This window comes from Salmonella sp. SG203 (assembly GCF_013350575.1).
GTDB classification, from domain to species: Bacteria; Pseudomonadota; Gammaproteobacteria; order Enterobacterales; family Enterobacteriaceae; genus Salmonella; species Salmonella enterica.
On record NZ_SNMT01000003.1, the window covers coordinates 364,140 to 382,640 of the forward strand.

19 protein-coding genes are annotated in these 18,501 nt (G+C 50.8%); 9 read left to right on the forward strand and 10 right to left on the reverse strand.

What is annotated here, in order from left to right; translation table 11 throughout:
* The first annotated feature begins 83 nt into the window (after positions 1 to 83).
* On the forward strand, positions 84 to 2,054 hold the full coding sequence (gene sltY / locus HV477_RS07760) for a murein transglycosylase (protein ID WP_217487766.1): 1,971 nt from the start codon (positions 84 to 86) through the stop codon (positions 2,052 to 2,054).
* Between the two features lie 57 nt (positions 2,055 to 2,111).
* Positions 2,112 to 2,438 (forward strand): trp operon repressor, encoded by a 327-nt coding sequence (trpR, locus tag HV477_RS07765; RefSeq protein WP_000192004.1) that lies wholly within the window; start codon positions 2,112 to 2,114, stop codon positions 2,436 to 2,438.
* A gap of 101 nt (positions 2,439 to 2,539) precedes the next feature.
* Here the strand turns inward: trpR and yjjX are convergent, their stop codons facing one another.
* Positions 2,540 to 3,055: an inosine/xanthosine triphosphatase gene (gene yjjX / locus HV477_RS07770; RefSeq protein WP_000554305.1), complete on the reverse strand. Its 516-nt coding sequence runs from the start codon at positions 3,053 to 3,055 to the stop codon at positions 2,540 to 2,542.
* Between the two features lie 48 nt (positions 3,056 to 3,103).
* Here yjjX and gpmB point away from each other — a divergent pair, with 48 nt between their 5' ends.
* Positions 3,104 to 3,751, forward strand: a complete 648-nt coding sequence (gpmB, locus tag HV477_RS07775; protein WP_000942363.1) for a 2,3-diphosphoglycerate-dependent phosphoglycerate mutase GpmB — start codon at positions 3,104 to 3,106, stop codon at positions 3,749 to 3,751.
* Here gpmB and robA read toward each other — a convergent pair.
* Positions 3,748 to 4,617, reverse strand: coding sequence for an MDR efflux pump AcrAB transcriptional activator RobA (gene robA / locus HV477_RS07780; protein WP_000371685.1), 870 nt, complete (start codon positions 4,615 to 4,617; stop codon positions 3,748 to 3,750). The two genes, gpmB and robA, sit on opposite strands and share 4 nt — an antisense overlap.
* 211 nt (positions 4,618 to 4,828) lie before the next feature.
* On the opposite strand from robA, the gene creA reads away from it, so the two are divergent.
* From creA to creD, 4 genes are read left to right on the forward strand one after another with little or no spacing between them, the layout of a single operon-like run.
* On the forward strand, positions 4,829 to 5,302 hold the full coding sequence (gene creA / locus HV477_RS07785; protein ID WP_000875811.1) for a protein CreA: 474 nt from the start codon (positions 4,829 to 4,831) through the stop codon (positions 5,300 to 5,302).
* A 12-nt stretch (positions 5,303 to 5,314) separates the two neighbouring features.
* Entirely contained in the window at positions 5,315 to 6,004 is a 690-nt protein-coding gene (gene creB, locus HV477_RS07790) for a two-component system response regulator CreB (protein WP_001187046.1), read from the forward strand.
* A complete protein-coding gene (gene creC, locus HV477_RS07795) occupies positions 6,004 to 7,428 on the forward strand; it encodes a two-component system sensor histidine kinase CreC (RefSeq protein ID WP_079898710.1) in 1,425 nt (474 codons plus the stop codon). The genes creB and creC overlap by 1 nt, the downstream gene beginning before the upstream one ends.
* Before the next feature lie 57 nt (positions 7,429 to 7,485).
* Positions 7,486 to 8,835, forward strand: coding sequence for a cell envelope integrity protein CreD (gene creD / locus HV477_RS07800; protein ID WP_000920383.1), 1,350 nt, complete (start codon positions 7,486 to 7,488; stop codon positions 8,833 to 8,835).
* A 57-nt stretch (positions 8,836 to 8,892) separates the two neighbouring features.
* Here the strand turns inward: creD and sthE are convergent, their stop codons facing one another.
* The 8 genes from sthE to arcA form a co-directional block, all read right to left on the reverse strand.
* Entirely contained in the window at positions 8,893 to 9,978 is a 1,086-nt protein-coding gene (sthE, locus tag HV477_RS07805; RefSeq protein ID WP_079898709.1) for a fimbrial major subunit SthE, read from the reverse strand.
* Positions 9,979 to 10,018: 40 nt separating this feature from the next.
* Complete coding sequence (locus HV477_RS07810) at positions 10,019 to 10,576, reverse strand: fimbrial protein (RefSeq protein WP_001056984.1); 558 nt, start codon at positions 10,574 to 10,576, stop codon at positions 10,019 to 10,021.
* A gap of 17 nt (positions 10,577 to 10,593) precedes the next feature.
* Positions 10,594 to 13,131 carry a fimbrial outer membrane usher protein gene (locus HV477_RS07815; protein ID WP_001160707.1) on the reverse strand — a complete coding sequence of 846 codons (2,538 nt, stop codon included), beginning with the start codon at positions 13,129 to 13,131 and terminating at the stop codon, positions 10,594 to 10,596.
* 45 nt (positions 13,132 to 13,176) lie between these two features.
* Positions 13,177 to 13,860, reverse strand: a complete 684-nt coding sequence (sthA, locus tag HV477_RS07820) for a fimbrial biogenesis chaperone SthA (protein ID WP_000680522.1) — start codon at positions 13,858 to 13,860, stop codon at positions 13,177 to 13,179.
* A 70-nt stretch (positions 13,861 to 13,930) separates the two neighbouring features.
* On the reverse strand, positions 13,931 to 14,476 hold the full coding sequence (locus HV477_RS07825; protein ID WP_001628055.1) for a fimbrial protein: 546 nt from the start codon (positions 14,474 to 14,476) through the stop codon (positions 13,931 to 13,933).
* A 338-nt stretch (positions 14,477 to 14,814) separates the two neighbouring features.
* Entirely contained in the window at positions 14,815 to 15,486 is a 672-nt protein-coding gene (locus HV477_RS07830) for a winged helix-turn-helix transcriptional regulator (protein ID WP_000811635.1), read from the reverse strand.
* Between the two features lie 384 nt (positions 15,487 to 15,870).
* The gene (locus tag HV477_RS07835; RefSeq protein ID WP_175064947.1) at positions 15,871 to 16,185 is read right to left on the reverse strand and encodes a hypothetical protein; all 315 of its coding nucleotides are present in this window, start codon (positions 16,183 to 16,185) and stop codon (positions 15,871 to 15,873) included.
* 266 nt (positions 16,186 to 16,451) lie between these two features.
* Positions 16,452 to 17,168, reverse strand: a complete 717-nt coding sequence (gene arcA / locus HV477_RS07840; RefSeq protein WP_001194359.1) for a two-component system response regulator ArcA — start codon at positions 17,166 to 17,168, stop codon at positions 16,452 to 16,454.
* A gap of 95 nt (positions 17,169 to 17,263) precedes the next feature.
* Between arcA and yjjY the strand changes: the two genes are divergently transcribed.
* The gene (gene yjjY / locus HV477_RS07845) at positions 17,264 to 17,404 is read left to right on the forward strand and encodes a protein YjjY (RefSeq protein ID WP_001541509.1); all 141 of its coding nucleotides are present in this window, start codon (positions 17,264 to 17,266) and stop codon (positions 17,402 to 17,404) included.
* A 399-nt stretch (positions 17,405 to 17,803) separates the two neighbouring features.
* On the forward strand, positions 17,804 to 18,490 hold the full coding sequence (locus HV477_RS07850; RefSeq protein ID WP_079898708.1) for a tRNA/rRNA methyltransferase: 687 nt from the start codon (positions 17,804 to 17,806) through the stop codon (positions 18,488 to 18,490).
* Positions 18,491 to 18,501 lie beyond the last annotated feature (11 nt).

The following is an 18,501-nucleotide window of genomic DNA, read 5'->3' on the forward strand; positions in this document are numbered from 1 at the left end:
GCACTCGCAATAAAAGTAAAAAAGTGTCCGTAACGTGGCGCAAATGGCTATGACTGGTTAGCATAAATTCATTACGCGGCATGATGCTGCATTGGATAACAATTGAGGAAGAGCTTGTGGATAGAGCCAAACCATTTGTCTGGCGTCTCGTCGCCGCCAGCGTATGCCTGCTGACCTTTTGTCACCTCGCGCGGGCCGACTCACTGGAAGAGCAGCGTAACCGCTATGCGCAGATTAAGCAGGCCTGGGACAACCGCCAGATGGATGTGGTAGAGCAGATGATGCCGGGTCTGAAAGATTATCCGCTCTACCCGTATCTGGAATACCGTAAGATCACCGACGATTTGATGAACCAACCGGCGATTGCCGTCACGCAGTTTGTGCGCGCCAATCCTACGCTTCCGCCTGCGCGTACGCTGCAATCACGCTTCGTCAATGAGCTGGCGCGTCGTGAAGACTGGCGCGGCTTGCTGGCGTTTAGCCCGGAGAAACCCGGCACCACGGAAGCGCAATGTAACTATTACTACGCGAAATGGAGCACCGGGCAAACGGAAGCGGCCTGGCAGGGCGCGAAAGACCTTTGGCTGACCGGCAAAAGTCAGCCGAATGCCTGCGATAAACTGTTCAGCGTCTGGCGGGCCTCCGGCAAGCAAGACCCGCTGGCGTACCTGGAACGTATTCGGCTGGCGATGAAAGCCGGAAATACGGGTCTGGTTACGGTGCTGGCCGGACAGATGCCGGCGGAATATCAAACGATCGCCTCAGCGATCATTACCCTCGCTAATGACCCTAATAACGTGTTGACCTTCGCACGCACCACCGGCGCCACCGATTTTACCCGCCAGATGGCGGAAGTCGCGTTTGCCAGCGTCGCCCGCCAGGACGCGGAAAATGCGCGTCTGATGATCCCCTCGCTGGTACAGGCGCAGAAACTTAATGAGGAACAAACGCAGGCGCTGCGCGATATCGTTGCCTGGCGACTGATGGGCAACGATGTGACCGATGCGCAGGCGAAATGGCGCGATGACGCGATTATGCGCTCGCAATCGACGTCGCTTATCGAGCGGCGCGTGCGTATGGCGCTGGGGATGGGCGATCGTCGCGGTCTCAATACCTGGCTTGCCCGACTGCCAATGGAGGCGAAAGAGAAAGACGAGTGGCGTTACTGGCAGGCGGATTTATTGCTGGAGCGCGGTCGTGACGCCGAAGCGAAAGAGATCCTTCATGCTTTAATGCAGAAGCGCGGTTTTTATCCGATGGTCGCGGCGCAGCGTTTAGGCGAAGAGTACACGCTTAAAATCGATAAAGCGCCCGCCAACGTAAACAGCGCGTTGACGCAGGGGCCGGAGATGGCGCGTGTACGGGAGCTGATGTACTGGAACCTGGATAACACGGCGCGCAGCGAATGGGCGAATCTGGTAAAAAGCCGTAGTAAATCTGAACAGGCGCAGCTGGCGCGCTATGCGTTTAACCAGCACTGGTGGGATCTGAGCGTACAGGCGACGATCGCCGGAAAACTGTGGGATCATCTGGAGGAGCGTTTCCCGCTGGCGTATAACGATCTTTTTACCCGCTATACCCGCGGAAAAGATATCTCACAAAGCTATGCCATGGCGATTGCCCGCCAGGAGAGCGCCTGGAACCCGAAAGTAAAATCGCCGGTAGGGGCCAGCGGCTTAATGCAGATTATGCCGGGAACGGCCACCCATACGGTGAAAATGTTTTCGATTCCGGACTACCGCGGCCCCGGTCAAATGCTGGAGCCGGAGACCAACATCAACATTGGCACCAGCTATTTGCAGTATGTCTATCAGCAGTTTGGCAATAACCGTATTTTCGCCTCGGCGGCGTATAACGCCGGACCGGGGCGCGTGCGCACCTGGCTTGGCAATAGCGCTGGGCGTATCGATGCCGTAGCGTTTGTCGAAAGCATTCCCTTTTCGGAAACGCGCGGCTACGTGAAAAACGTTCTGGCCTATGACGCTTACTATCGCCACTTTATGGGACAGAAAGAGGCCTTAATGAGCGACTCTGAGTGGCAGCGACGGTATTAATGCAGACGGGTTATGTTATCATTTGTACTCGTGTAACAGTACAAACGGCGGTATAACATGACCCAGCATTCCCCTTATTCATCGGCTATCGCCGAACAACGTAATCAGGAGTGGCTTCGTTTTGTGGAGTTACTCCGTCAGGCATATGCAGAGGATCTGCATCTGCCTTTATTACAACTGATGCTTACGCCGGACGAGCGTGAAGCGCTGGGAACGCGCGTGCGCATTATTGAGGAGTTGCTGCGTGGCGAAATGAGCCAGCGCGAGTTGAAAACCGAGCTGGGGGCGGGCATCGCCACCATCACGCGCGGGTCAAACAGCCTGAAATCCGCGCCGGTTGAACTGCGTCATTGGCTTGAGAACGTACTGCTGAAAAGCGCCTGATTTGCTCGTAGGCCGGATAAGGCGAAGCGGCCATCCGGCAACATCGCCGCGAAATGCCTGATGGCGCTGTGCTTATCAGGCCTACAACATAGCGCAAATAATTATCGATACACCGCGTTATGAAACGGGCTGAGCGCCAGAATCACCGCCTGGTAGTAAACGCTGGAGCGCGTTAATTTTCCGGCGGTAAATACGCCAATGGCGCCCTCTTTGCGACCAATCTCGTCAATACCGGTATAGTGGGACATCACCGGGCCAAGCGCTTCTCCCTGGCGGACTCTGTCGAGAATGACGGCGGGCAGCGGTAGCGTGGCCGATCGCGCTTCACCGCGCTGAACGCCGTTATCAATCACCACCCAACTGAAGGTGGCGTCATCGTCAATTCCGGCTTCAATGGCTACCCAGAAATCAGCTTGTGGGTGCAGGCGTTGCGCATTATCCACGCGATTTCGTGCGCCAGCACGCGTTTCCTCGCTTCCGAAGGGCTGCTCCGGTACGCCGCTCTCGACGGCGACGGGCGTAATATGGCACGATCCTTCGCCGAAAATCTCTTCAAATGCCTGTAGAATTGCCTGAATTTTGGCAGGATTGGTGGTCGCAGAGATAACCTGGTGCATAATTAAGCTCAGTTTTAAAAATTTATCGCAGTATAACGGAAAAAAAACATGTTACAGGTATACCTTGTTCGCCACGGTGAAACGCAGTGGAACGCCGAGCGACGTATTCAGGGCCAATCGGACAGTCCCCTGACAGCAAAAGGCGAGCAGCAGGCCATGCAGGTAGGAGAACGCGCCCGTAGCCTCGGCATCACCCATATCATCAGCAGCGATTTAGGCCGCACAAAACGCACGGCGGAGATTATCGCCCAGGCGTGCGGGTGTGATATCACCTTTGACTCCCGCCTGCGCGAGCTGGATATGGGCGTGCTGGAAAAGCGCCAGATCGATTCGCTGACGGAAGAAGAAGAGGGCTGGCGTCGTCAGCTGGTCAACGGCACGCAGGATGGCCGCATTCCCGGCGGGGAATCGATGCAGGAGTTGAGCGATCGCGTTCATGCCGCGCTGGCGTCCTGTCTGGAGCTACCGCAGGGCAGCCGACCTTTATTGGTCAGTCACGGTATCGCGTTGGGCTGTCTGGTCAGTACTATACTGGGACTACCCGCCTGGGCGGAACGCCGGTTACGTTTGCGCAACTGCTCTATTTCCCGCATCGATTACCAGGAAAGTCAGTGGCTGGCGTCTGGGTGGGTGGTAGAAACCGCAGGGGACGTTTCGCATCTGGACGCCCCTGCATTGGATGAGCTACAGCGTTAACGGCGAATCGGGATCAGAAATTCGCAGCGCAGGTTGATAGGGCGATCGCCGGTTTTGGTATCTTCTGACGGATAGTATCGCTCTATATCCTGCCCTTTACGACGGGTCAGATTCAGCATTGGCATACAGGTGCCGTAAACGGTCAGGATAAAATCCTGCACGCCGGTTCCTAACCCTTCATAGGTGAACATGACGTATTCACCGCCCTGCAACAGCACAGGATGCGCCGACTGAACATAGCCATCGGCCTGCTCTTGCGGCAGTGCGGTGGTATAGAATACTTCCTGCTCATCGTCTTTCTCCATGCTGGGGCGCGTTTCATTAAGCCCATAAAGCACTGGCGGAATAGTTGGCGAATGACCGAGGAAATCATGCCAGAATTGCACGCGCATTTCGTGGCGGAAGTCGGAAATCTGTTCCAGCGAGCAGGAATAGCTCTGCGTGACGCCAAGGAGCGGCGTATCTTCCAGCGTAACGAACTGATGTTCCGGCACGGTAAACTCGCCCAGCCGTAATGGCGGGCGAATGCCAAAGGCGCTCCATTCCGAGGAGCGACGATACAGCGCTGGCGTCTGGGAAAACTGTTTCTTAAAGGCGCGCGTAAAGGTTTGCTGAGAATCGAAGCGGTACTGAAGAGCAATATCCAAAATTGGACGCGCGGTCAAACGCAGCGCCACTGCTGATTTCGATAAACGACGGGCGCGGATGTAAGCGCCAATGGCGTGGCCCGTCACGTCCTTAAACATTCTCTGCAGGTGCCACTTGGAATAGCCTGCTTTTGCCGCCACATTGTCAAGTGACAGCGGCTGATCCAGATGACCTTCCAGCCAGATTAACAGGTCGCGAATTATGCCAGCCTGATCCATAAAATATCCCCATCCTTTCAACAACGAGCACCCGATATCAGGTAAGAGGATAATAGCATTTTTTGTTCTTTTAGCATTCAGTGTTTTTTTTGAGCTTAAATGCTTTTTTTAGGCAACGTGACAGGTAATTATTCTAATCCTGTGATCTATAACCATTTTATTTTAGAATGTCTAATAATTACGCAACGTAACTTTTATGAATGGTAACAATATGAAATACAAGAGCTTAGTACTTTTCTCAATTTTGTTGCTGCTGGGGCAGAGCGCCCGCGCGGAACAAATTGGTTCAGTCGATACGGTATTTAAAATGTTCGGTCCTGACCATAAAATCGTGGTGGAAGCTTTTGACGATCCTGATGTCAAAAACGTGACGTGCTATGTTAGCCGGGCGAAAACGGGCGGCATAAAAGGCGGATTGGGGCTGGCGGAAGATACGTCTGACGCCGCCATCTCTTGTCAGCAGGTCGGGCCTATTGAACTGAGCGACAAAATTAAGAACGGCAAGGCGCAGGGAGAGGTGGTGTTCAAAAAACGCACCTCATTGATATTTAAGTCATTGCAGGTCGTGCGTTTCTATGATGAGAAACGCAACACGCTGGCGTATCTGGCCTACTCCGACAAAGTAGTCGACGGGTCGCCGAAGAATGCCATCAGCGCGGTGCCGGTCATGCCGTGGCGACAATAACAGGGAAAGAGTATGCAGCAACCGCAGGTCTGGTTAGTCGAGGATGAACAGGGAATCGCCGATACGCTCATCTACACCCTGCAACTGGAAGGGTTTACCGTTGAGCTATTCGCTCGCGGGCTGCCCGCGCTGGAAAAAGCGCGTCAGCAACGGCCAGATGCGGTGATTCTCGATGTGGGACTACCGGATATCAGCGGCTTTGAGCTGTGTCGGCAGTTGCTGGAACGCCATCCTGCGCTGCCGATTCTTTTCCTGACTGCCCGTAGCGATGAAGTGGATCGATTGCTTGGTCTGGAGATCGGTGCAGATGATTATGTCGCCAAGCCGTTCTCGCCGCGCGAAGTGAGCGCCCGCGTGCGCACGCTGCTGCGCCGGGTGAAAAAGTTTGCTGCGCCGTCGCCGGTGGTGCGTACCGGACATTTTGAACTCAATGAACCGGCGGCGCAGATCGCCTGGTTTGGTACGCCGCTCTCGCTGACGCGTTATGAGTTTCTGCTTCTTAAAACCCTGCTGCTGTCGCCGGAGCGCGTGTACTCGCGTCAGCAATTGATGGATATTGTCTGGTCTGATGCCCAGGAGACCTTCGATCGGACGGTCGATACACACATCAAAACCCTGCGCGCTAAGCTACGCGCGATCAACCCGGATCTCTCGCCAATTAACACGCATCGTGGAATGGGATACAGCCTGAGGAGCGTCTGATGCGCATCGGAATGCGTTTGCTGCTGGGCTACTTTCTTATTGTCGCCGTCGCCGCCGTGTTTGTGCTGTCTATCTTTGTTCAGGAGATAAAGCCGGGCGTCCGCCGCGCGACGGAAGGGACGCTGATTGACACCGCGACGCTGCTGGCGGCGCTGGCCCGCGACGATCTCCTTTCCGGCAACCCGACTGACGGCCAGTTGGCGAAGGCATTCGCCCAGCTGCAACATCGCCCGTTTCGCGCCAATATCAGCGGGATCGTCAAAGTGCGCAATGAATACCATGTCTACATGACGGATGCGCAGGGGAAGGTGTTGTTTGATTCGGAAAACAAAGCGGTGGGGCAGGATTATTCTCGCTGGAATGACGTCTGGCTTACGCTGCGCGGACAGTATGGCGCCCGCAGCACGGCAAAAGATGCTGCCGATCCCAATAGCACCGTGATGTACGTAGCCGCGCCGATAATCAGCGATGGACGGATTATCGGCGTCCTGACTGTCGGTAAACCGAATGCGGCAATGGCGCCGGTGATTAAGCGCAGCGAACGGCGCATTCTGTGGGCCAGCGCCGTTTTACTGGGAATTGCGCTGGTGATTGGCGCGGGGATGGTCTGGTGGATTAACCGCTCCATCGCCCGGTTGACGCGCTATGCGGATTCCGTCACCGAAAACCGCCCGCTTGCGTTACCTGCATTAGGCAGCAGCGAGCTGCGTAAACTGGCGCAGGCGCTGGAGAGTATGCGCATTAAGCTGGAAGGCAAGAATGAGATTGAGCAGTACGTGTATGCGTTGACTCATGAGCTGAAAAGTCCGCTGGCGGCGATACGCGGCGCGGCGGAGATTCTGCGTGAAGGACCGCCCGCGGATGTGGTTACCCGCTTTACAGAGAATATACTGGCGCAAAATACGCGAATGCAGGCGCTGGTAGAGACCCTGCTGCGCCAGGCGCGGCTGGAAAACCGGCAGGATATCCCTCTCGCGCCGGTTGCTGTTGATGAACTATTTACGCAGCTTAGCGAGGCGCGCAGCATTCAGTTGGCGGCAAAAAATATCACCCTTACTCTACGGCCTTCCTCGCTGGTTGTCGTCGCCGACGCGGAGCTTCTGGCGCAGGCGCTGGGCAATGTGTTGGACAATGCTATCGACTTTACGCCTGAAAATGGCGTTATCACATTAAGCGCTCAGCCGATGGGGGAGAAAGCGATCCTGCAGGTGACGGATTCCGGCTGTGGTATTCCTGATTTTGCGCTGCCGCGCATTTTCGACCGATTCTATTCGTTGCCCCGTGAAAACGGACGTAAAAGCAGCGGGCTTGGGCTGGCGTTTGTCAGCGAGGCGGCGCGACTCCTCAACGGTGAGGTGACGTTGTGCAACCGTCCCGAAGGCGGCGTGCTGGCCTCGTTGACACTTCACCGTCACTTCACATAACTTCAAATTCTCCCCACATCGCGTTCTTACACTGCTGTTATTGCAAAGGAGAACGCTATGTTGAAATCCCCCCTGTTGTGGAAAATGATTACGTTAGGCGGCGCCATGATCCTGCTGTTAATTCCCCTGATGATGGTACGGCACACCATCGTGGAACGTGCTGATTATCGAAGCCATGTAGAAGCCGCTATTCGTCAGAGTACCAGCGGCCCACAAAAGGTTGTCGGCCCGCTGGTGGCGGTTCCGGTGACAGAGCTCTATACCGTGCTGGAAGAGGAGAAAGAGGTCCAGTATAAGCGCAGCTATCTCTATTTTTGGCTGCCGGAGTCGCTATTGGTCGAAGGCAATCAAAACGTTGAAGCGCGAAAAATAGGTATTTATCAGGGGCAGGTGTGGCATACCGATATGGCGATAAAGGCGGAGTTTGATGTGGCCCGTCTGCATGAGCTGAACAGACCGAACATTACCCTTGGAAAGCCCTTTATCGTCGTGGGCGTCGGCGATGCGCGCGGTATCAGCGCAGTAAAAGCGCCGCAGGTGAATGGTGAAACGCTCACTGTAGAACCGGGGACCGGCTTACCGGAAAGTAGAGAGGGCATTCATATCCCGCTGCCGGACAGTCAGTGGGCGACGCGCAACCTGACGTTGGCGATGTCGTTAAATTTAAGCGGAACCGGCAGCTTTTCACTGGTTCCCGTCGGGCGTAGCAGTGAAATGACCCTGACCAGTAACTGGCCGCACCCAAATTTTGTGGGGGATTTTCTTCCCGGTAAACGCGAAATCAGCGGTTCAGGATTTCAGGCCCAGTGGCAAACCAGCCGGTTTGCCACGAATCTCGGCGAACAGTTTGCTGATGCGCAAAAGGTGGATTGGGACAACTTACCGGCGTTTAGCGTCGCTGTATCGACGCCAGCCGATCAGTATCAACTGACGGACAGAGCGACGAAATATGCCATTTTGTTGATTACGCTAACGTTTATGGCTTTCTTTGTCTTCGAAACCCTGACGGGGCAGCGGTTACACCCGATGCAGTATCTGCTGGTGGGGTTATCGCTGGTGATGTTCTACCTGCTGTTGCTGGCACTGTCGGAACATATCGGTTTCACGCCAGCCTGGATCGCCGCAAGCCTGGTGGGCGCGTTGATGAATAGCGTTTATTTGCAGGCGGTGCTGAAAGGATGGCGCAATAGCGTACTGTTTACGTTAGCGTTATTGGCGCTGGATGGCGTGATGTGGGGATTGCTGCGTTCGGAAGATAGCTCGTTGCTTCTGGGGACCGGCGTTCTGCTACTGGCGCTTGGCGGCGTGATGTTCCTGACGCGCCATCTGGACTGGTATTCGCTCTCTTGTCAGCAACGTAAGTCATTACCGCCAGTAAAAGATGACGAATTACGTTTGTGGAAATAAATTTTACGGGCGCGCGCGTTAACGTTTTCCCGCGCAGCGCCAGAAAACGTGATGTCATTAGTTATAGGTCAGGTTTAATGTTGCTGTGGCATTCGCCTGGCCGGCCGTTACCGTGGCGGCGGTTTTATAGTAGCGCGCGCTAATTTTCAGGGTGGTGGACATATTCATGGTTCCGCCGCTAACCGTCTGGCTGCCATCGGCATTGGTGGTAATCGTGTGAGTAAAGAGATCAATTTTTTGATTGATTGGCAAACTGTCGGTAAAGAAACCGGCGTCCGGCGCCTGAATACCCAACTGTACGCCAACGCCGGTTGCGCTGGTTGGCGCGCTCGCATTGCTCAACTGGATGACTGAATTATCAGGGTTATTTCCGCTGGCAGGCTGGGCGCTTAACGATGCGGAAATAGAGGTGCCTTGTTCGCAGGTCAATAAGATATCCTGCTCGCCTGTGCCCGCCGTTTGACTGTTAGCGAAACTGCCTAAATTGACGCTGCCTAAATCCACGGTGATGGCAGGTGTTTCTACCCGACATCCCATCGCTTTCATAATCAATTGCGTATTACCCAAATACAGATGGGTCAGGATATCGCCGCCGGAGTCTTCCGTTGCGCTATCGCGAAAAGATACGCGCGCCAGTGGGCTTTGGAATGTCGCGGTACCGGAGGTGATCGGACCGCCTAAGGCGACCAGTTCAACATTGTAGGCGGGAGCCATCGCATGGTGTGTTTTATTGCCATCGCCATTATGGTAGGTATTATCGATTGGCATGACATTATCGTAAGGGCCAGCATTCGTTTGGGTTTTAATCGCAATGCCCACGCCGGAAATGCCGGTGCTAAATACCGGTGTGTTGTTCCCGTCATTCGCATTGATTGTCGCTGATGTATTTGACTGCGCGCTACCGGGTTCATATAAAAAACCGACCTTATAATCGCGACTACAGCCATCCATTGTGACTTCGGAGGTGGAAACCCAGCCCGATTGCCACAACACTTCGCCTGCGGTATAGGCGTGGCTATCCACCACAAGCTGCGACGGCGGGGTGATAGTGATCGCGCCTTCATTTCCGGAACGTTTACAGGAGGCGTAACCATGACCGGAATACGCGAACAGCAGAATAAGCGCCAGATATAACCTTCTCATGAAAAATTCCTGCTTTTATACCAGGTGAAATAGAAAGATGTTATTGCCATGCGATAGTGATCGTCACAACGGACGTGAAATCCCCTGCCGTGACTTTTCCATACGGGGTATACATCCTTGCGGCGACAGGCAAATTGGCTTCATGGGTATTACTGTTGATATCCACCGTGTAAGTGACGTTGTTGGCCAGATTGACCAGACTTTTACCGTCCAGGTTAAAAAGCTGTAATCCTAAATCCTGCGCCGGATTGGCCGCGCTGTTTGCATAAATCGCAGAAGCATAATTTGGATCGGGATAAGGTACGCCGTTAAATGAAATCGCGGCTTTTGTGGTCGTTGCCGGGCAATTCGTCATTTTTATGGTGAAAGGAATGGTGGCGGTATTGCCGCCGGCCACGGCGATATCCGCCCGGGCATATTGTCCAAGAGAGAGCGTGTCGGGGACCGTCACGGTACACGGATCGGCATAAATTAATCCCGTAACGTTAATGTCTACGGCATCTGCGGTATTGTATGCCGCGCTGATCGATGGCGACCATAATGCCAGACCCGTGAACGTTAACAGGGCGGCTAATGCAGCAAATCTGTTCATATTCATCTTTTATCCCACCAGAATCACTGGCATTGCTCGTGTAAGATTTCTACGCCAGAAGCGGAGGGGGAGCTCGGTATACGATAAGAGACCTGACACCGGTCTGCTGCTGTTGGTCCCCACTTCACTAATAACCGCCCTTGTTTTTCCAGTCCGGTTAACCAGGCCTGCCCCGCATCACCAACAAAACTGCTGTGATTGTCTGGTTTTGTTAAAGACGAGACGGTCGCGCCAAAAGGAACAGGCAGATTGTTTATGCGGGTTAATACCATCAATGCCTTGTAACCAATATTGGTTTTATATTCAGCCCTGACCACCGCGCCACGGGTAGGCACCAGCGTTTTACTGGTATCAATGAGCTCAATATTTTTTCTAATGCCAGTCGTATCTAAAGACACTTCATTACGATGGTAAGGCGAAGCATAAGGTACGACGGCATACCCCCGAAAATCGGTGTCCACGCCCGTTTCGTTATTCACGGGGACACCCGCTGCGCCAGGGGCTTTAACCAATATGATGGTGTCGTCCATTGGCTGGGATAGTGTCAGGCCATTTCGATGTAACAGTACGCCGCCCTGAACGCCATAATTCAGACGGCGCATATGATTATCGTAGCTATATCCGCCGTTAATATCCGCATACGTCCCGTTATAGGTTGCGCTCACATTACCGCTGGTGGCTTTCTCTTGAGAGGAATAACCTTCCTGAACGCTCCATGAGAGATTTTTCTGTGCCAGCGCTGTTCCGTTTAAACCGACAGTATGCGTGGTATCGCCGTCTTTCGCGGAGTTCATATTGTAGGTGGCATACGTTGACGGCATAAAGGCATCTAACGGAATACTAATATTGATTGAAATTTGCTGGTCATTACTGTCTTCCGTATCGTCGTCTTCATCCTGAGAATTATCGGCGTTCAGCGTATAAGAATAGTTAATGCCATAGCTTACGTTATGCCATGTGTTGTTATAGCCAATACCTAATGATGTGGTATGAGTGTCATTCCAGTAATCTTCATTATATAAAGTGAGTGAAATGGAACCGTAGATAATGTCTTGCGATAACGACAGGTCGGTGCGATTACGTACATGATCATAGTGACTATTATCGCTATAGGTATCCAGCACATCCTCAAGAGCGTAGTAATCTTTGGTCGAATAACGGTAGCCGGCGACAGTGAAATTGGTGCCTGTTGACTGAATATCTTTGCTGTAACGAATACGCCAGGATTGTCCGGTAAGCGTATCGCTAACCACATCGCCTGCTTTAATTTTTGACCATGAGTTGGTGACGTCTAAAGACAATGCGCCCAGATCGCCAAGGTTTAAGCCTGTCCCGATGAGCGCCGCATGATAAACATCATTGCTCAGCGTACTCTCTATTCCGCCATAGGCGGTTATGCCGCCTGCTAATCCGTATAAGGCCGTCAGTTCAGCGAAGTTCTGTTGCGCGGAATGCGTATCTGATGAACGCGTGCGGCCTACCGTCAGGTCGTATTTCAGGTGGCCTTCACGCTGTAATACCGGAACGCTGGCGTAGGGCACAATGAAATGCTGTTCAGAACCATCGGATTCTTTGATGGTGACGTACAGGTCGCCCGAACCGCCGGTTGGATAAAGATCGTTGATGGCGAATGGGCCCGCCGGAACGTTAGTTTTGTAGATGGTATAACCGTTTTGTTCAACGGTTACCTGCGCGCTGCTTTTGGCCACCCCGCGAATGACCGGGGCGAACCCTTTCATACTGTCCGGCAACATATCGTCATCAGAAGAGATCTGTACGCCCTTAAATGAAATACTGTCAAAGACGTCCGCGGGCGTGTTATTTTCCCCGGCGATCAGCTGTCCTTTTAAAAATTCGATATCGCGAGAAACATAGGTGTAGGCAGAATCCCAGCTATTTTGCCCATCGCTATCATGATTCCAGGTTGAGTAGTTACGAAAACGCCATGCGCCAATGTTAATACCAGGGCGCAGGTTAGCGTATTCGCTATTTTCCGTCCGGTTTTCATCAATATCGTGATCCTGCGATCCGGTAAAACTGTAGTTCAGCAAAAAAGCATTAATGCCTTCATCCCATTCGCTGGTAGGGACGAATTCTCGCGGGTCGGCGATCAACGCGATTTGAGGGATCGCTAAATCCAGCCGGTTACCGATGACATTAAACTTTGCTACAGCGCCAGCCAGCAGACTAAGATCGGTACACCCGTTTGGGTCATTTTTAAGCTCGGGGAAGTTTTCTGTTTTTACGCCCCACTGCTTGAGTTGTTCAACGCTAAGACACGGCTGTAGGGAGAGCTTATTATCTGCTGATTTTTTATTTTTAAAGGCAATATTTTTTGTTTCAACACTGGTGTTATTAATATAAATATCAACATTATAGGTGCCTTCTGCCTGCCCCCCCTTTTCGAAAACCGATAGATCGACATTCTCCACGCCCGGTTCATCATTTTCCAACGATAATGGATTAAAATGATCATGTGCTAACGCTGGTTTTATGGAACAGCATATAAAGAGAAACGATAACGCTAATTGAGAACGGGGCTCTACTCTGGAGAATTGCACAGTAAAAGTCCTGAAAGGGTAAAAGTAAAGTGAAGTCGTTAATGGCTAGAATGAACCGGAATGCGGCTCTAAACTCATCCCATAATCGCTGATTAATCGCCACGTTACCGTGCCATGAGGGGCGGCAGTAGAACCCAATTTAAATGACGCTGATGATTTTGGCGGAACGAAGGTCGCTGATTTCACTTCATGGCTGTTAAGCGTCACACTGGCAAAGTTCATATAATAGGGAGTGGGGTTATTTACGGTAATAACATCACCTGCCGTCTGCCATTTTAATTGTTGGCTCTGGCTATCAGGCGTTGATTTTGTTAATGCTGGCGGTCGATATATAAGCTTTATTTGGGTATTAATGGAGATTTCCACGCGGTTCGCGGAGGCATTATCATCAATAGAAGGAATACCCTTAATATTGAGCCAGTACATAGACTCCCGATCTGCAGGTAGAGGGGCGCCAGAGCGAATAACCCGAATACTGTTCTTTTGCCCGGCATCAAGGCGAAAAAGAGGCGGGGTGATAATAAACGCCTGCTTATTTGTGACCTGGGGATCGGCAACCGATAACCATGACTGAACAAGATTCGCTTTGCTGTCTTTATTCTCTACATTGATTGACGACTCATCATTATTGCCGTCGAAAACCAGTCGGGTTCCGCCAACAACAATGCTGGCATGGGCAACATGGCTTGTCAGTAATACGACCAACACGGATTTCTTTATGTGTTTCATTTTTTACTCTGTAAAGATGTTTTACGCTATGGACTGGCATCCTGCCTGTCCACATCAGGATGAGAATGCCTTACTGATACGAAACGGTATACGTAACCTGAGTGCTAACATCTCCACCGGTTACGGTTGCGGAACCATCGTTTGCCATGGCGGCGTAATAGGTAAAGTCTGCTTTCGAGCCGTCGGTTGGCAGGTTCACTGCGGCATCATCCGTGTTATCTGTCACATCGCTATGTGAAGCGTTCTGAATAGAAATACCGACACCCGCGGCGCCCGTTTCCGATCCTTCGTCCGCGTTTTTGAAGTACGTTGGGTTGGAATCATCTGTTGCGCCGTGGAAGCGGAACATGGCCTGGGTCGGTACGCCAGTCCCTGCTTCCGGGCAGCTAACCAGGCTTACGATAAACGGCACGTAATCGGTTGTGGCGCCTTTTTCCGCGATGCGTTCTTTGCTGTAATTGCCTAAATCAATGGTGGTATCCGTGGAGCCATTAACCTGAACCGTACACGCCTGATCGTAAATTTTGCCATTGAACGTAATCGTATTCTGGGCAAATACCGGTGTGGATGCTACGGCAGTTAACATTGCCAGGATGATAATTTTCTTATTAAACATATTAATTGTTGCCTGATTCTATTCGCTGAAAAATAAAGATAGCTATATAAAATAAAATATTATATTTTACTCTGTATGCGCTTCTTTCTGTTCTGTAGATAAGCAGGCGGCTATTCTACGTATATCAACTATGAACTCAATAAAAATTCTGATGCAATATTGAACGGCAGTCCAGTTTCGGACCCGGTAACAAAGTTTAATAAAATACCACTAAAGAAGTATAGTTGATGACTGAATTTATAGAGCAAGATCTCTTTTTTGATAATAGTTATTATTTCCTGGGGGATTTATTTAACTCTATATTGCTTTATTTTTAAGAATATACGACGCTTGTCCGTTTAAAATGAAACCGGCAGGTTTCGAAGCTCTAACAGTCTTCCATGCAGTATTTTTATATAGTCCCCCGCTTTTAGTTCTGAAAGTACCTGCATGATACGGCTGCGTGAAAGCCCGGTTCTCTGCTGTATGAAGTTCTGTGCGTTGATCTCAAATCGTGAGCTTTCAGGATACGACCACAGTTCAAGTAACAGCGCTTTTATCTGGCTATAGGCGTCCTGCCCGATAAGGTTTCTGTCACGGTTAGTCATGAAAGCAATGCGGTACATCAGGATGTTCGAAATGTCACGCCAGAGATGCTTTTCATCAGCTATTTCCACAAAATCTTTTACTGGGACAGGATAATATTCACAGGTGGTTTCGGCGATAAAAAAGACGTCTGAATTCTCTTCTAACTGGTATAAGTCAGCATAGGCATCTACAAGGCCTAAAATCATTGGTGAGACACCGCAGCCCATTACAATGCTGTCGATACGCCGACATACTTTAATAGCGCCTTTAGTGATTAACAGGATGTGGGATTGATTATCAATCTTGATATCCAGTGTTTTACCGGCCGTAATAGTGACAGGGGAGATGTTTTGAATAACGTGCCGATGAATATTTAAAATGGCTTGCAGGTTTTTTTCTTTCCCTGTGGGACGATACACATTCCCGCCGTTTAACTGCTTCATATCTTCCCCATTATTATGGCTGATAAAGTGGTTGACTATTAAAAGGTAAACATAAATTTAATATTCACTTAAAATTATAATTAAGTAAATTAAAATAGCCAACAAGAATATTTAAGTCAATGTATTCACCTTATCAATGCATGAGCGACAACGCTGTTTGTAAGGTTAACCATAGTAAATGTGATGATTTTATTTGCAATCATTTTATGACAGCTATCATAGGTACCGTGCTTAACGAGCGCGTAGAGCGTACAGGATAGCGAAGCGATGAACATCGCTATTGGAGGATACGAATGAGAGAAAAGTACAAAATGCAGGCGGGCGGCGTTTTACTGAGCGAAATCGCCGCCTGCCGGAACTCCTCCCGGCGGGAGCCATAAGCGGTTAGCGGTACTGGACGATCAGGCTTTGAATCTCCGGATGATCTTTTAACGACACGTGCCGTACCGTGGCGATTCCATTCATCAACGAAATAGCGTTTCCAGACGGTGTGGCGACTGTCTGCAAATGGGGGATATTATTCCGCAAACATAATACCTCGATATTGCGATCGTGAGGCGCAAGATTACAACCATATTCGACAATCTGGCCTTTGAAATGAATAACGCCTGCGGAGACCGGCGCGGTAGCAGCCAGCGCGGCTGATGAAGCTGACATCGCTGCACAAAACAGGTAGCAGCATAATGGTGATTTTTTCATCCTGTGAAACCTCACGTCCTGTGAGCATCCCCTTATTTTTTGGGGACCAACAAATCCCGTATATTACTCTTTAATGTAAATACACAAACTACCTTAACTTTCGCAAGCTGAGATAAACAGCGCTATACGACAATTTTTATGTAAAAGAGTACGTCATAACGGCAGGTCAGGAGGGAAAGCGAGGCCGCTTAGCGGAAGGGGAGCATAAGAAACAGCCAGTAAGAATAACTTACCGGCTGTTTTTACGGTTCGGCGCCTGGGCCGAATTAATCCTGCAGGTCGCCGCAGAAGCGATAACCTTCGCCGTGAATGGTGGCGATGATTTCCGGCGTATCCGGCGTGGATTCGAAATGCTTACGAATACGACGAATGGTAACGTCAACAGTACGGTCATGCGGCTTCAGCTCGCGGCCGGTCATTTTCTTCAACAGCTCTGCGCGTGACTGAATTTTGCCAGGGTTTTCGCAGAAGTGCAGCATCGCGCGGAACTCGCTGCGCGGTAGTTTATACTGCTCGCCGTCCGGGCCGATCAGTGAACGACTGTTGATATCTAGTTCCCAACCGTTGAACTTGTAGCTTTCAACGCTACGACGCTCTTCGCTGACGGTACCCAGGTTCATGGTACGGGACAGCAGGTTGCGGGCACGGATGGTCAATTCGCGTGGGTTAAACGGTTTGGTGATGTAATCATCCGCGCCGATTTCGAGGCCGAGAATTTTGTCGACTTCGTTATCGCGGCCCGTCAGGAACATCAGCGCAACGTTAGCCTGTTCACGCAGTTCACGCGCTAACAGGAGACCGTTTTTCCCTGGCAGATTGATATCCATGATCACCAGGTTGATGTCATATTCAGAGAGGATCTGATGCATTTCCGCGCCATCTGTCGCTTCGAATACATCATAGCCTTCCGCTTCGAAAATACTTTTCAACGTGTTGCGTGTTACCAACTCGTCTTCAACGATAAGAATGTGCGGGGTCTGCATGTTTGCTACCTAAATTGCCAACTAAATCGAAACAGGAAGTACAAAAGTCCCTGACCTGCCTGATGCATGTCGCAAATTAACATGATCGGCGTAACATGACTAAAGTACGTAATTGCGTTCTTGATGCACTTTCCATCAACGTCAACAACATCATTAGCTTGGTCGTGGGTACTTTCCCTCTGGACCCGACAGTGTCAAAAACGGCTGTCATCCTAACCATTTTAACAGCAACATAACAGGCTAAGACGTACCGGACACCTAATAAAACTACGCTTCGTTGACATATATCAAGTTCAATTGTAGCACGTTAACAGTTTGATGAAATCATCGTAGCTAAATGCTAGCTTTCATCACAAATTTGCAATATTCCAACTAGTTACGTAAGCCAACTAATAAATGTGATGAATCCAAAGAACAGGATCTATTTTAAATTAAATTATCCTAAATAAACAGCAGGATAACGATGTTCTGTTAACATAAACAGCAATAGTACAGATACGCAATAGTGTAGCGTCTTTTACGAAATCAAAAATGCTTTTTCAGTGATATCCGTTAAAATTTTGTAAATTTGCGAAGCGTAATATGCTTACAAACGCCAGCTAATTTCCTGTAAATTAGTCAAAAAGAGTAATGAAATGCGTGTAACAATCGTTCTTGTCGCTCCCGCCAGAGCGGAAAATATCGGCGCAGCCGCCCGGGCTATGAAGACCATGGGATTTACTGACCTGCGTATTGTCGACAGCCAGGCGCACCTGGAGCCCGCCACCCGTTGGGTCGCACATGGATCTGGAGATATTATTGATAATATTGAGGTTTTTCGCACCCTTGCCGACGCGCTCCACGATGTGGATTTTACCGTCGCGACGACAGCCCGCAGCCGGGCAAAATTTCATTACTACACTTCGCCCGCTGAACTGGTTCCCTTATTACAGGAAAAATCACGCTGGATGCGTCATGCCGCGCTGGTTTTTGGCCGTGAGGATTCCGGTTTGACCAATGACGAGCTGGCGCTGGCGGATGTATTGACCGGCGTGCCGATGGCGGCGGATTACCCTTCGCTCAATCTGGGTCAGGCGGTCATGGTGTATTGCTATCAATTAGCAGGTTTAATGCAACAGACCACAGAATCCGTTGATATTGCTGATGAATCGCAGTTACAGGCGTTACGCGCGCGCCTTTTACGCCTGCTAACGACTCTGGAGGCGGCCGATGACCACAAATTAACCGACTGGCTACAACAGCGAATCGGCCTGCTGGGACAGCGAGATACGGTAATGTTGCACCGTTTGGTCCATGATATTGAAAAAAAACTAACAAAATAACGTGCTGTAAT